The organism is Paenibacillus swuensis, assembly GCF_001644605.1.
GTDB lineage: Bacteria > Bacillota > Bacilli > Paenibacillales > DY6 > Paenibacillus_N > Paenibacillus_N swuensis.
In genome coordinates, this window is sequence record NZ_CP011388.1 from 4,643,949 (window position 1) to 4,657,936 (window position 13,988).

Below are 13,988 nucleotides of genomic sequence, written 5' to 3' on the forward strand. Positions count from 1 at the left end.
CGTAAGGATGACTTGTTCCCGACTATAGAAGAGATGACTTACCGGTTCATCCAGCCGCCATCTACGCAAAGAATGTGTCCGTTCACATAATCTGAAGCTGATGAAGCCAAGAATACGGCAGATCCGGCTATATCTTCGCCCGTACCCCAACGCCCGGCAGGAATACGGTCCAAGATTTGCTTGCTACGAACCGGATCGTCCCTTAATGCCTCAGTATTGTCCGTTGTCATATACCCCGGTGCAATTCCGTTCACGTTAACCCCCTTGGAGGCCCATTCATTAGCCAGTGACTTGGTTAATCCCGCAATGGCATGCTTGCTCGCCGTATAGCCGGGAACGAAGACGCCACCTTGGTACGACAGCATGGAGGCGATGTTAATGATCTTGCCTGAGCCTTGCTCCAGCATCTGCTTTCCCGCCAGTTGGCACAAGACGAACACCGAATTCAGGTTAACGTCCAGTACTTCCTGCCAGTCTTCGTAAGCATGTTCCGCCGCTGGAGTGCGGCGAATGATGCCCGCGTTATTGACCAGAATGTCAATGCGGCCAAACGCTTCCAAAGTCTTGCCAATCACCTCTGGCAGGGCTTCACGATCAGACATGTCACATTGTATCGTCAGCGCTTGACGGCCCAATGCTTCAATCTCTTGCTTTACGGCATCCGCGGGGGTGTTGTTCGTAACAAGAGCTACATCCGCACCCGCTTGTGCCAAACCGACGGCGATGGCCCGTCCGAGACCGCGTCCCGCACCGGTTACGATCGCAATCCGCCCCGTTAAATCAAATATGCTCATTCTTCATGACACCTTTCAAAGGTTCACCGCACGGCATAGACTATGCTTTCGTACCTGCAAAGCTAAGCTCGAACGATAGAACCGAAATAGTTGCTGTATTTATCCATTAATTCTTCGTCGGCACCGCTGTCGGTAATCATGCAGTGCACATCGGACAATGCCGCAAACGTAATGAGCGCTCCCTTGTCGAATTTGCTGTGATCGGAAACGCAATAGACGGTTTTGGAACATTCCATGTAGACTTTCTTCAACTTGAGCAGTTCCTCCGTGAAGATCGTCAAGCCATACTCCGGATGGATCCCGGTGGTGGACAGAAACAGTTTATGTACATTCAGCCTGCGCACCCAATCATGCATATCATTGCCGATCAATAGGTTCTGATGCCGGTAACCCCCGGGCACGACAAGACGAATCTGTTCTTTGGCCGTGAGTTCGCGAATGATGAACAGATCGTTCGTAAGCACAGTCAACGGAGCATTCTTCAATCTTCTGGCGATTTCGAGCGTAGTGCTTCCGGCGTCCAAAGCGATAATATCGTCATGCTCGATCTGGCTCACCGCGTAATCGGCAATGGCTTCCTTCGCTTTTCGGTGCTTCGCATTAGGATATTGCAACGGAAAGAGGTTATCCTCCCCCTCCGTCATCATCACGGCGCCGCCATGTGTCCGTGACAGCAGGCCCTTCTCCTCCAGCTTCTCCAAATCTTCCCGAATCGTCTTCTCGGTTACGCCGTAGGTCTCACTTAACATGCTAACCCGCACACTCTTGTCCCGCTCCAAATCTTCCATAATCCGTCTGTGTCGTTCCGCTGCCAACATGTTTCCTGTTCTCCTATCTGACTACCATGATCATCCTGTTATTTTAGCGTATCCATAGGGACGATATCCATATCTTTAAATGTATAGTTCTCACCGGCCATCGACCAGATGAAGGAATAATTGCCGGTTCCCGCGCCCGAGTGAACAGACCATGGCGGAGAAATAACCGCTTGCTCATTGGCTACTACCAGGTGACGGGTCTCCGAAGGTTCACCCATGAAGTGAAACACACGTGATTCCGGTTTAACGTCAAAATACAGGTAAGCTTCCATCCGGCGATCATGCACATGCGCCGGCATCGTATTCCATACGTTGCCCGGCTTCAGGCAAGTAACACCCAGCATCAACTGGCAGCTTTGTACGCCGTCCGCGTGGATATACTGGTAGATGGTACGCTCATTGGAAGTTTCAATGGATCCCAAATGCAACGGATTGGCCGTTTCAACGGAGATTTTGCGTGTAGGATACGTCGCATGGGCCAAAGCGGAACAGATATATATTCTCGCCGGATTCGCGGTGTCCTTGCTTTGCAGCGTTACATTCTTTGCGCCCATACCGACATACAAAGCGTCCAAGCGGGACAGTTCATGTGTTTCACCGTCTACGGCGATCAGCGCTTCTCCGCCGATATTGAGCAGAGCCACCTCACGGCGCTCCAGGAAGTATTCTGTTTTCAACGCGTCACCCGCGGACAGCTCGATGGAGCCCTTCACCGGTACAGCGCCGCCTACGATCATACGGTCATAGTGCGTGTATGTCAGCTTCAGCTGATCTTCCACAAACAGCGATTCAATCAGAAATTCACTTCTTAAACGTTCCGTAGTGTAAGCTTTAACATCCGTTGGGTTGGTTGTGTGACGAATTTGCATAATAATCCTCCTATAATGTTCGTTTTTGTTTGTTTTAACCATAACACACTTAAAATGAACATTAAAGAACTTTTTTGCCTACAAAAAAGAGCAGGATTCGCCGGCTGATGCCTTGGACCTGCTCTCTGTTGCGGTTATACAATTTTAAATTCAGGTTTGACCTTCGTAAAGTCCGGATTATGGCCGGCAATCATTAAACCCATACCCCAGTCGAAGTGCGTGTTGACTGTCGGGTAATCGCTGGCATCGCGGCATTGAAACAGGATGTTTCTCCGGGTGCGGGAACTTTTATTGGACTCAGAGCCGTGAATGGTTAAATAGTTAAAGAACAACACATCCCCCGCTTCAGCCACGCAAGGAATACCGTCCGTAATGGGGTATTCTTTATGGTTCAGATAATAAGAGCCTACATGAGGCAATTCACCTTGGCGGTGGGATCCGGGTATGACCCGAAGACAGCCGTTCTCTTCATCCGCCCGGTCCAAATGGACACTTGCCGCCAACATGGAGTGGTTCTCATGCGGGAAATAAGGATAGTCTTGATGCATGGGGAAAGCGGCGCCGTTCTCGGGAGGTTTCACTAACATTTTGGAATGATGAAGTTGCACGTTGGGACCGATGATGCGGGTTAGGACCGCTTTCATGTTCGGATGCACGATGGCTCGGGTGAAGGCGGCATCATGGTAATGGACGTCATGAAATCCTTTCAGCACCAGCTTTTTGAGCTCCTCCTTAGGCAAAAAATCTCCTTGCCACGCATCGTTGCTGTCCAGTTTCGTCTGTGCAGCACGCTGGATAATCGCGTCTACCGCTTCTCTCATCTCTTCCACTTCCTGCGGGTTGAATACGCCTCTCACCAGTAAATACCCATTTTCTTTGTAAAATTCTACATCCTTTTCGGTAATCATGCCTACTCCTCCTCAATGACTCATGGGGCTATATCTTAAATATCCCTTGTTCCTGCCTCTAATTATAATTAAAATGAATAGAAGCTGTCTTTTCAGGAACATGACATTCTTTTGTACTATTAGGACATGATTTATGAGAGTAGGGATCAGAGGTATGTATTTATGCAAAGAAAGTGCCGATATTCTGAATGCCGCCCATACGGTCGTTACGGGGCCTTCGGCTAGTTTCCATATTCACTACTGGGGGATGAATGCCCGGCTGTTTGATAACCCTGTACATAAGCATTCGTTTTTTGAAATTTGCTATGTGTTGGAGGGTGAAGGGGTTTATACGGATGACGGTGTTGACCATATCCTGAAAGCGGGTACTCATTTCGTATCCCGGCCGGGCATAACTCATCAAATCCGCACACAGAAAGGGTTGTACATTGTATTTGTGGCGTTTGATCTGGATGAATCGAGTGCTGATGAATGGGTGCGGGAGGCATATCGAACGATAGCGGAGGATGCGAACGTGGTGGTGTATGACGGGGATGCATATGCTACGGCACATTTGTGGAAAACGTTGATGTTGCGGCATGAGGAATGCGGAAATGTGCCGCAGGCCGGGATGTCCCAGGTGGCTTATGCCTTGTTGCTCTCCTTTCTCGCTCTGTTCGGAAAGTCTGTGCCTTTACAGCAAACCGGACGACCCAAGAACACGAACCTACTCCTGCAGCAGGCCAAAATGTACATTCGCGACAATCTGTCTCAGCCTCTAAATTTACCGGGTGTCGCCCGTTATTTGAATGTGTCGGAGCGTCATTTATCGCGCCTGTTCGCTACGGGGATCCATGAGTCATTCACCCAATATCTGAACGGGGAACGGATTCGTCAAGCCTCTCATCTGTTGTTGACGACAGACTTGCCGATAAAGGAGATTGCCGAAAGTAGCGGATTTTCTTCGGTACATTATTTCTCTCGCCTGTTTAAGGCGCAGAAACAAGTCCCTCCCGCTTCTTTTCGGGAGGGAGTGCGTTAACCTTCGTATGCTTGCTTAAGGGCCTCAACTGCCTCCGCATTGCCGTCGAACTGGGGTTATGTCGTTAATCTGGCATATACACCAAAGAAGATCATGATTTCAGCAATAATGATGTAACCGGGTACGGCTAACCATAACGTGCATAGGAACATAATTCCCAGCAACCCCGCTAAAATCGCAAGATGAATCCTTCCCAGTCTTAGGTGGGCGTGCCGATATTTATGGAATACCAACGTGGTGGAAACGAAGTAAAGCGTTACCGACCCAAATATTAAGCCCACCATAAAACTGTAATTTAATTCCTCCAGAAATATTAAACGGATGGAAGCGGCAAGCATGCATAAGGAGATAAAGACAAACAAATGACCATAGATAATGATTTGTCCCGTAGTTTGTAGGGTTTTATTAACCTTTTTTTCGACATTATCAAAATATTGCCACCAAATCGCGATCGTTAATATAAACGTCATGACCGCAAAAAGCACGGACTGCCAGGTCCACGAGCCGGACTGCAATACAGCGAGTATACTAATCACCATTTCTCCAAGAAGGATCAGTGTAAACAGAGCAAAGCGTTCTAGCAAGTGATGCGTATGGATTGGGGTTTTCACCAGATGTCTTCTGCCCAGCAGCGGAAGCGCAATATCAACGGCAATCCCGGCGTACAAAGCCGCATATCGCAACCAAGAGTCGAACAACAGGGAAGAAGCTGAGATAACAAGTCCGATCCAGAATCGGCTACCAAGGTAACGTGCCGTTACTTTACGGTAGGATAATTCCTGACGACTTACAACTAAGTACTGAATGGCCGTCATGGCTCTTAAACCCACATAACCTATGAAGAATGCCGCATAATTCTGATCAAATTCAACGGACAGGCTGGCTGTCATGATTAAGGAGAAAAACAACTGTACAATCAGAAACATGCGATGGGATGTCCGATCCTCCCCGAACCGGTTAATAAAGAGGGATTGTCCAACCCATGCCCACCAGATTGGAATAATAATCAATATAAATTTCAGTAGATACTCAAGTGGGATATGGCCGTGATGAACATGCAGAAGAACATGGCTCGCCTTCGATACAGCTGCGACAAACAGTAAATCATAAAACAGCTCAAGCCAAGTCACCTTTTTCATCACAGAGGTAGAGACGGATTTGGGTTCCAATGGAGATTCAATTGTTTTGTTAATGTTGTTGTTCATGTTGGGCACCTCTAACACAGAATGATGGAATTTGCAATTAATGGATTTATATCCTTATGCACAAAACATTATAACATGTCCCTAAAGTCCATACTTCCTCTAAGTATGATCATAATCTGTATTTCTTTGAATACTTCATCGAATGACGGTATAATATTACTTTAATAAATGATTTTTCTACAACTTAAAGGAGGTGTACCTATCTGGTCCTCGGGCTTGGATAGGAATTATTGTTGAGTGATCCATTACCCATTTGGTTAAGCTTGTCTGTTGTACTCATTCTTGTGTTATTAAATGCATTCTTCGTTGCTGCCGAATTTGCACTTGTTAAGGTCAGAAGCAGCCGGATTGACGCCCTTGCGGATGAGGGAAACCGGAATGCCAAATATACTCAGAAGATTCTGAATAATCTGGATGCTTATTTATCCGCTTGCCAATTGGGAATTACGCTTGCCTCGCTGGGATTAGGCTGGGTGGGTGAACCCGCGGTTTCAAGTATGCTGGAACCTCTGTTCAGTAAGCTTGGACTTAGTGATGTGCTGTTGCATACGGCATCCTTTCTAGTCGGGTTTATCGTGATTACCATCTTCCATATCACACTTGGCGAACAATTCCCCAAAACTTATGCGATTCGTAAAGCTGAGGATGTTTCGATGTTATCAGCCGGTCCCATGGTTCTAATGTACAAGATCATGTTTCCGTTCATCTGGATGTTAAACGGAATATCCAATTGGATGTTAAGGCTTTCCGGGATTGAACCTACCGCGGAGCATGAACAAGCCCATACGGAAGAAGAAATTCGCATACTGATGAAAGAAAGTAACAAGAGTGGTTTCATTGATAATAATGAAATGAAGCTTGTCAATAATATATTTAACTTTGCTGAAACAACCGCGCGAGAAGTTATGATTCCCAGGACTGAACTGGTATGTTTGTATCTGAATAATTCTTACGAACAACACCGCGAGCTTGCCTTGGAAGAAATGCATACCCGTTATCCGGTATGCGAGACGGATAAAGACAGTATTATTGGTTTTATCCATATCAAGGATTTGTTGAAATACAACGATATTGAAGATATTCGCACCATCATTAGGCCCATCACCAAAGTGCCTGAAACGATGCAGATCAGCGAGCTTCTGAAGCTTATGCAGAAGAAGAAGACACAAATGACGATACTGATTGATGAATATGGCGGGACTTCGGGACTGGTTACGGTGGAAGATATTATCGAAGAAATCGTAGGCGAAATTCAGGATGAATTCGATGAAGAACGACCGAGTATTGAAATTAAAACCGATAACACTTATTCCATTGACGGCTTGCTATTGATTGATGTCGTTAACGATCACTTTGGATTTGATATCGATACCGAAGATTACGATACGATTGGCGGTTGGGTGTATTCTCATGTAGAACTTCCCCCCGATAAAGGGAAAACAGTAACTTATAACAAAGAATATCAATTCACGATTGAAGAAACCGACAATCTGCGCATATCCCGGGTTCGCCTGAGGAAACTGGATGAGAAGCCGGTTTTGGAACCCTCGTTGGAATCATAAAACATGAAGAAACCGCCAATACATGTTGGCGGTTTCTTTATTTCAACGCTGTGATTCACGGGACCTGGATGACCACACAGCCTTTTTTGTGTCCTTTATCCACATATCGATGAGCTTCAGGCACTTCCTCAAGGCGGTAGTGCCGGTCAATGACCGCTCGAATCTTTCCCTGTTCCACAAGCTCTTTCAGAAATATTAAATCTTCGGTTCGTTCCTTGGCAATCCCTTGCCCGTCTACAGTCAAGTATTTGCCGTTCGGCGATAACGCCCTCTTGCAGTTCGCTTTCGTGATTTTTCCGACAGCGTCAAAGATGATATCGTAAAGATTTCCGTTTCGAGTAAAATCCTCTTTCGTGTAATCAATAACGGAATCAGCCCCCAAAGATTTTACTAATTCGAAATTAGCGCCACTGCAGACCGCCGTAACTTCCGCCCCGTAATATTTGGCAAGTTGAACCGCGGATGTACCTACAGCTCCGGAAGCCCCGTAGATAAGCACTTTATGCCCGTTCCCGATATTCCCTTTTCTAAAGAAGTGTAATGCCGTAGTCCCTCCAAAAGGAATGGTTGTTGCCTCTTCATAGGATGCATTGACCGGTTTTAGCGCAATACGTCCGTTTTCAGGAATACAAGTATACTCCGCATAACCCCCGCACCGCATCCCAGTCAGAGCAAACACTTGATCCCCCTTCTTAAATCGCTTCACAGCTGTGCCTGTCGAGACTATTTCTCCTGATAACTCCACTCCGAGTATAGGGTTTCTTGGTTTTCTGATCCCTAAGACGAGTCGCATCGGGATCCAGAACAAGAGTGGACTCTGGAAACCGCGAATTCTGCAGTCCCCGGATGTTACCGTTGTGGCATGAATCTTTACCAGCACCTCATGGTCCTTAGGAACCGGTTGTGCTACCTCGCTAAACCTTAGTACATCAGGTGTTCCGTAACTCTCGCACAGGACTGCTTTCATAAGCTTCATGAGCTTCCTCCATTTTGGGAATGATTAAAGTTCGACCGTTCAGGTACTTTCTTATATATGAAGGAGTTTCGCGGGCAATGTGTGAAACTTATCGTTACTGCTTACAACGGCTTATTGGGGTTCTATAAAGAAAACCTCGGTAATCGATAAATTGAAGGCCAAGGAAATACGGAATGCCAACTCGAGGGAAGGTGAATACTTTCTTTTTTCAATAGCTACTATCGTTTGTCGTGTTACGCCCACATGATCAGCCAGCTGCTGTTGGGTCATTTCATTATGGTCAAAACGTAATCTGCGTATGTTATTGCTGATCATTAATTTATCCACCTTAGACTCCTCTCCGATAAAGTTACAGTTGCGTAGTAACGCCGATAATCTTGGACACAAATCCTGAGAGAAACAACATCATGAACATCAAGGAAGGGGATAAGTCCATAAGCAAAGCCGCCATAGCAAGAACAAAGCCAATTACAAACACGTAATGCGAATTCCTTGTGGCTCTTACTATAAAATCCAAATGTGCATATTGTGCAAAATAACGAAACATAATGCTTTTTTTCTAAAAGTAAAGTAATTTAAGCTAATAGTATATGACAACATACATCATGTCAAATATATTTTACATTTGAATAGTGTTTACTGCAAAAAAATAACCATCCCGAAGGATGGATATTTCTATATTATTTTTTGCCGCGAGCCGGGGGAATACTTTGAGGATTGTTAAACACATTCTGCGGATCATACTTAGCTTTAATTTTCCGTAATCTTGCGTAGTTTGATCCGTAATAGACAGGTCCGGAGTTTTTAATGCCTTGGTCTGGAACGTTGATATAGGAACCTACGATATAAGATTGCAGCTTCTTCCTTGTGTTCCGGGTTAAGGCAATATTTCTCGCTGCATGAGACGGCTTAACCCATGATGAGTTCCATTCTACATAGAATTTCGGGTTACGCCAGAAGAAAGCAGTCGCTTTAGGTGCGATCCGTTTAATGGCACCACCCCAGTTCAGGAAGAAGAAGCCTGCCGGCGTTCCTCCCTCCGCTTTTTCCAGAAACTCGCGCATCGCTTTATAAGCTTGATCCGGGAATGGACGCATGCCAAATCCGCTGGAGAACTGGTTGCTGAACTTTTGGGGTAAAATGGGATCGGGGGCTAACAGAAACTTCGTAGCTTTAATGTATGGCAGATACAGGATCGTTTTTTTAGTAGGCGTCCCGACGCTTAGAATAGGTTCTAATTGGCGCAGTGCTTCTGTTTTCGATCCGAGATACAGCCCCAGCATGCTGACGTTTCCGCCTTTTTTGGGACCGACACTTAACTCGCTGCCCAATTTCGTACTGGCGTTAGGCGCCCATACTTGCCATTTCTTCACCACTTTCTCGAATTGCTCCCATGGCCAGGTAATGCTGAATACGGTAGCTTTGTTTGGAGCCCGCAGCACTTTGAATTTATATTTGGTGTAAACCCCAAAATTGCCTCCGCCTCCGCCTCGGGTGGCCCACAACAGATCGGAGTTGCGTTTTTTGCTGGCACGGATGACCCTTCCCTTAGCATCAACCATCTCCAGACCGATCAGGTTGTCGCTGATAAGCCCGGTCGTTCTTTGGAGCGGACCGATCCCTCCGCCAGGTGTAATTCCGCCGATCCCAACCGTTGGACTGTCGCCAAACGGAGCGATAAAGCCTTGGCGCGCCAACTTATCTACGACTCTTCCTACCCGATTTCCCGTCCCCACCACAACAGTTCTGCATTTTTTATTTAACTTAATTTTCTTCAGATCACTAACGTCAATAACCAGGCCTCCGTTAACTTGCGAAAGGTTGGTTTCCAGAGCATGTCTTCCGCTTCGTGGCCGGATGGGTACGTTATTTTTGCGCGCCCATTTAATAGCATTCGCTACATCGATCGTTTTTTGAGCAAAAACAAATACTTTAGGAAATCTGTCGGTATGCGGATCCCAATTCTTACGAGCTGCTTCATAACCAGGATCTCCTTTAAAGATGACTCGCCCGGTAAGCTTCGTTGATAATTTCAAATATCCCAACCCCTTTAAGTAGTGACTACACTATAGACCATATAAAGCACAATCTATCTTATGTAGGGCACCCGTGCAGGGATTGGGCCAGTGGATGAGTAGTTATGGATAATATGCTATACTACCTCCATTAAATAAATTCGTGAGGTCTAATCATGGCTCGATACAAAAAAGAACAAACCGAACAAATTCGCGAAGAAAGAAAAGATCAAATCTTAAGGGCAGCCTTACAAGTCTTCGCTGAATACGGCATTGAGGGCACCAAAATGAGTATGATCGCTAAGGCTGCCGGACTCAGCCATGGACTTATATATCATTATTTCGAATCAAAGGAGGAAGTACTAACCGAATGTTTTCTGTGGGCAACGGATGGTGCTGAGCAAATGATTGAAGAAATTCACTCCTCGTCCGCAGCTCCCTTAGAAAAAATAACTCATTTCACCCGATCTGCTCTTACTGCGGGAAGTCATGAGGTGTTTCGGCTCATTCAAAGTTGCTTAACCTATCCGAACTTAGATCAAGAGTCACAAAAGTTGATTCAGCGTACTGCCGAAAAGTATGTCCAGCTGTTAGTGCCCATATTTGCGGAAGGACAACGCCGGGGTGAAATCGTTGAAGAGGATCCTGACAAGCTGGTTAACTTGTATTTAACGGTTTTATCCGGTCTGATTGCAGAAAATGCTGCCGGGCTGAATCAACATCTAGATTGGACTATTCGCATGCTCCTAAGGATCATTAAAGAATAAGAACCTGTGCATTATAAATCAGTCTCGGCAACGAGGCTTTTTTTGTTGACAAAAGTCGGTTCCACCCATAAGATATTATTGACTGACTAAGTTAATCAATAATAATTTGAGGGCTAGGGAGGAGATCTGCTGTGAGGAGCAACTACGAGAAATCGAATCCGTCGACGAAACCGAGCCGGCTTTCCGTTGTAGAAAGATCGCTTGCCCCAGACTTAGGGCGAGGATTCATGCTGATGCTGATCATCATTGCACACGCGCCGGTATACTTGTTTTCGTCTGAGCACTTTATGTTGACTCGACCGCTTGGGGAGAATGCGCTGGACAATATCGTTAATTTGATCGGTCTGCTGTTCGTGGACAATCGTGCTTATCCCATGTTTGCCGTATTATTTGGTTACGGTCTTGCAACTATGGTAGCTAAACAGATGGATCGGGGCATGTCGGAAAAGCAAGTGAAGCGTTTGCTTCAACGTCGTTCGTTGTTATTAATCGCATTTGGATTCTTACACCTCATTATCATCGGGGGAGCGGACATTTTAGCTACATATGGCGTGGCCGGACTCCTCTTCGGATGGCTGGTCTTTAAAGATGGCCGTACGCAGTTACGCATCATCCTTGTGCTCGGACTCTTGTATTTGATTCTGATCCCGACCGTTTGGATGCAGCTCTTCCCACTAATGACAGGAGAGGAGCTTGACTTGGGTCTGACAGCTTCCCACACGTACCTTCAGCTCGCCGAAGAACACGCTTTGGCGTTTCCGATATTTATTCTGTTCAATTTACTTCTCTATCCCATGGTGCTGATTATCGTTGTCGGGATCTGGTCCTCTCGAAAACGTTGGCTCGATAACCCGCGACAATACCATGTACAGCTTAGGCGTATGGCTGCCGGTGGAATCGGTATTTCTGTAATTGGAGGCTTACCCTATGCACTAGTCGGTGCGAACGTCTGGAGTCCGCCCTCCGGATGGGTTAGTTGCTTCTTTATCCTTCATATCATTACCGGCGCAGCCGGAGGTTTGGGATATACTTCGCTGATTGCTCTCATTAGCGATGCGGTGAGACACACCGTGCCAAAGATGACCGGGTGGCTGGCGTCTGTCGGGAAGCGATCATTGACGTTTTACATTTACCAGGAAACGATGCTCGTCCTCCTGCTATCCCCTGTTGCCCTTGGGCTCGGAGGAACGATAGGCAGCGCAGGCGCATTTGTCCTTGCGGTGATCATCTGGTTGTCCGGAGTTGGCATTGCGGTTTGGTTGGAAGAACGTGGATGGAATGGCCCCGCAGACGCTTTATTGAGAAGGCTCGTCTACAGACAAGAACGGTGAATTTAACTGGTGAGTGGATTAGCCTGCTCATTTCCTATGATTTCTTGAATATGCAATTTCACATTTACTTCAACCCTATCCCTTGTTACGACTATATTATTGATCAATACCCCTAACATCATCTTTTGTTTTTCGAGTGGAGAGTTTTTATAGACTTCTTTCCAGACAGGGATATGTTTTCTTAACATCTCCATCTCATCAACTTCTACTTTCATTTCCTTTACTTTTATTTGAAGATTTGATAGCTTACTGCTTTCTTCTGTTATTTCATTATTTTTTTGATCAATAAGGGTATTTAGTAGTTCGGCTTTAAATGAACTTTGTCCCATAATTGATTTTGGCACTTCGGATGTGAGAGCGAATAATTCCTTGTATTTCTTTTCAATTTCATTTTGTAACCTTCTTAACTCTTGAGAATCACCATCTATGTTATTCTTGTTGAATGATTCAATTTCTGTTTTTAAGTTAATTTGTTTCAATTCATCTAAAAAAATATCAAGCTCTTCCAGGACAATTTTTTCAATTTTGTTAGGTGAGTATATGGTTTGCCCATTGCATATTTTACCACTAGCTTTTCCGCTGCACCTATATTTTGGAGATGTCCATATTTTCTTTGTCCCATCGACCAATGTGTATGTTTTACGATTATATGTTGTTGTTAATGGAGCACCACAATGACCACACTTTGCCATACCTACAAAAAGTAAAGGGCTCTTTGTTATTTTCTTTGGTTCATCATTACTATTCTGAGTTTTTTTATTTGGGGATCTTTTGCTTCTAGACTGCTGAACCCTATCCCATTTATTCTCAGGAATAATTACTAATTCAATAATTTGTTTTTTTGACACAACCCAATCTTGCGGTTTTTGCATACTGAATACACCCATGTCACTGGTTCGTTTCCCATATGTAGGATATCCTTTATAAACAGGATTTCTAAGAATAAAATTAATCACTCCAGCTGACCATTGTCCGCCATTAGGAGCTGCAACAAAAGGCACTCTTTCGTTATTCATGTATTTTGCTATTCTATTACTGCCAAATCCATATTCATCAACGTAAGTATATATTTCATCAATAATCTTAGCTTCATCAGGTTTGATCACGGGCTTCATTAATTCTTTACCTTTTTTATTCTTGATACCAGATTCAATTAGTTTATAACCGAAAGCTGCTCTGCCACCTCTAAACAATCCATCCTCAGCCATCTGGGTGTGATTCTCCCTTACCCTAATAGACGTATTTTCACTCTCACCATTTGATTGCCAAAACCGTATATAGTTCTTTAACTTATCAGAGTAATCATCAAATTTTTGTTGTCCTTCTTGAGTTGACCAAAGTTCAACACCTTTTTCATTAAACCAGTTCATTATTATAGGCATTTCGTCATCCCTTCGTCCTAACCTGTCAAACATAAATACTAGTAGTATATCGTATAGACCGTCCTCTGCATCTAATTTAGCTTTTTGAAGCTCTCCTCTTTTATTAACTGAAACTCTATATCCAGATACTCCTTTTTCTGTATATTCCTTAACAAGAGTCCAGCCTTGCTTATCAACAAAATCTCTACATGCCCTTTTTTGCATAGGCATATCATCACCAAGAAGTTGTGCTCTTGTAGAAACTCTATACAAACAAGCAACCCTCTTATTTACTAATTCATTCTTGGGTGTTATCGCTTCCATATAAAACCCTCCGATTACGTTATAATAACTACCATAA

Annotated in this window: 14 protein-coding genes; 4 read left to right on the top strand and 10 right to left on the bottom strand. The window is 44.9% G+C overall.

The window, feature by feature from the left end; all coding sequences use genetic code 11:
- Positions 1–38: 38 nt before the first annotated feature.
- The 4 genes from kduD to SY83_RS20985 form a co-directional block, all read right to left on the bottom strand.
- Positions 39–794, bottom strand: coding sequence for a 2-dehydro-3-deoxy-D-gluconate 5-dehydrogenase KduD (gene kduD, locus SY83_RS20970; protein WP_068610091.1), 756 nt, complete (start codon positions 792–794; stop codon positions 39–41).
- Between the two features lie 62 nt (positions 795–856).
- Positions 857–1,612, bottom strand: a complete 756-nt coding sequence (locus tag SY83_RS20975) for a DeoR/GlpR family DNA-binding transcription regulator (RefSeq protein ID WP_068610093.1) — start codon at positions 1,610–1,612, stop codon at positions 857–859.
- A gap of 38 nt (positions 1,613–1,650) precedes the next feature.
- Positions 1,651–2,481: a 5-dehydro-4-deoxy-D-glucuronate isomerase gene (gene kduI, locus SY83_RS20980; RefSeq protein ID WP_068610095.1), complete on the bottom strand. Its 831-nt coding sequence runs from the start codon at positions 2,479–2,481 to the stop codon at positions 1,651–1,653.
- 134 nt (positions 2,482–2,615) lie between these two features.
- Positions 2,616–3,389: a phytanoyl-CoA dioxygenase family protein gene (locus SY83_RS20985; protein WP_068610097.1), complete on the bottom strand. Its 774-nt coding sequence runs from the start codon at positions 3,387–3,389 to the stop codon at positions 2,616–2,618.
- Positions 3,390–3,543: 154 nt separating this feature from the next.
- On the opposite strand from SY83_RS20985, the gene SY83_RS20990 reads away from it, so the two are divergent.
- Positions 3,544–4,410: an AraC family transcriptional regulator gene (locus tag SY83_RS20990; RefSeq protein ID WP_068610099.1), complete on the top strand. Its 867-nt coding sequence runs from the start codon at positions 3,544–3,546 to the stop codon at positions 4,408–4,410.
- A 56-nt stretch (positions 4,411–4,466) separates the two neighbouring features.
- Here SY83_RS20990 and SY83_RS20995 read toward each other — a convergent pair whose 3' ends face one another.
- Positions 4,467–5,549: a low temperature requirement protein A gene (locus tag SY83_RS20995; protein ID WP_068611266.1), complete on the bottom strand. Its 1,083-nt coding sequence runs from the start codon at positions 5,547–5,549 to the stop codon at positions 4,467–4,469.
- Between the two features lie 329 nt (positions 5,550–5,878).
- Here SY83_RS20995 and SY83_RS21000 point away from each other — a divergent pair, with 329 nt between their 5' ends.
- Positions 5,879–7,177: a hemolysin family protein gene (locus SY83_RS21000; RefSeq protein ID WP_231891319.1), complete on the top strand. Its 1,299-nt coding sequence runs from the start codon at positions 5,879–5,881 to the stop codon at positions 7,175–7,177.
- Positions 7,178–7,232: 55 nt separating this feature from the next.
- On the opposite strand, the gene SY83_RS21005 is transcribed toward SY83_RS21000, so the two are convergent.
- The 4 genes from SY83_RS21005 to SY83_RS21015 all read right to left on the bottom strand — a co-directional run bounded on the left by SY83_RS21005 (position 7,233) and on the right by SY83_RS21015 (position 10,189).
- Entirely contained in the window at positions 7,233–8,144 is a 912-nt protein-coding gene (locus SY83_RS21005) for an NAD(P)-dependent alcohol dehydrogenase (RefSeq protein ID WP_068611268.1), read from the bottom strand.
- A 120-nt stretch (positions 8,145–8,264) separates the two neighbouring features.
- Positions 8,265–8,468, bottom strand: coding sequence for a helix-turn-helix transcriptional regulator (locus SY83_RS21010; RefSeq protein WP_407944640.1), 204 nt, complete (start codon positions 8,466–8,468; stop codon positions 8,265–8,267).
- A 34-nt stretch (positions 8,469–8,502) separates the two neighbouring features.
- Positions 8,503–8,631 (bottom strand): hypothetical protein, encoded by a 129-nt coding sequence (locus SY83_RS23695; RefSeq protein WP_269453466.1) that lies wholly within the window; start codon positions 8,629–8,631, stop codon positions 8,503–8,505.
- A gap of 202 nt (positions 8,632–8,833) precedes the next feature.
- On the bottom strand, positions 8,834–10,189 hold the full coding sequence (locus SY83_RS21015) for an FAD-binding oxidoreductase (RefSeq protein ID WP_068610105.1): 1,356 nt from the start codon (positions 10,187–10,189) through the stop codon (positions 8,834–8,836).
- A 155-nt stretch (positions 10,190–10,344) separates the two neighbouring features.
- Between SY83_RS21015 and SY83_RS21020 the strand changes: the two genes are divergently transcribed.
- Together SY83_RS21020 and SY83_RS21025 are read left to right on the top strand one after the other, a co-directional pair.
- Positions 10,345–10,935: a TetR/AcrR family transcriptional regulator gene (locus SY83_RS21020; protein ID WP_068610106.1), complete on the top strand. Its 591-nt coding sequence runs from the start codon at positions 10,345–10,347 to the stop codon at positions 10,933–10,935.
- A 131-nt stretch (positions 10,936–11,066) separates the two neighbouring features.
- A complete protein-coding gene (locus SY83_RS21025) occupies positions 11,067–12,266 on the top strand; it encodes a DUF418 domain-containing protein (protein WP_068610109.1) in 1,200 nt (399 codons plus the stop codon).
- A 2-nt stretch (positions 12,267–12,268) separates the two neighbouring features.
- Here SY83_RS21025 and SY83_RS21030 read toward each other — a convergent pair whose 3' ends face one another.
- On the bottom strand, positions 12,269–13,951 hold the full coding sequence (locus SY83_RS21030) for a recombinase family protein (RefSeq protein ID WP_068610111.1): 1,683 nt from the start codon (positions 13,949–13,951) through the stop codon (positions 12,269–12,271).
- Between the last annotated feature and the right edge of the window lie 37 nt (positions 13,952–13,988).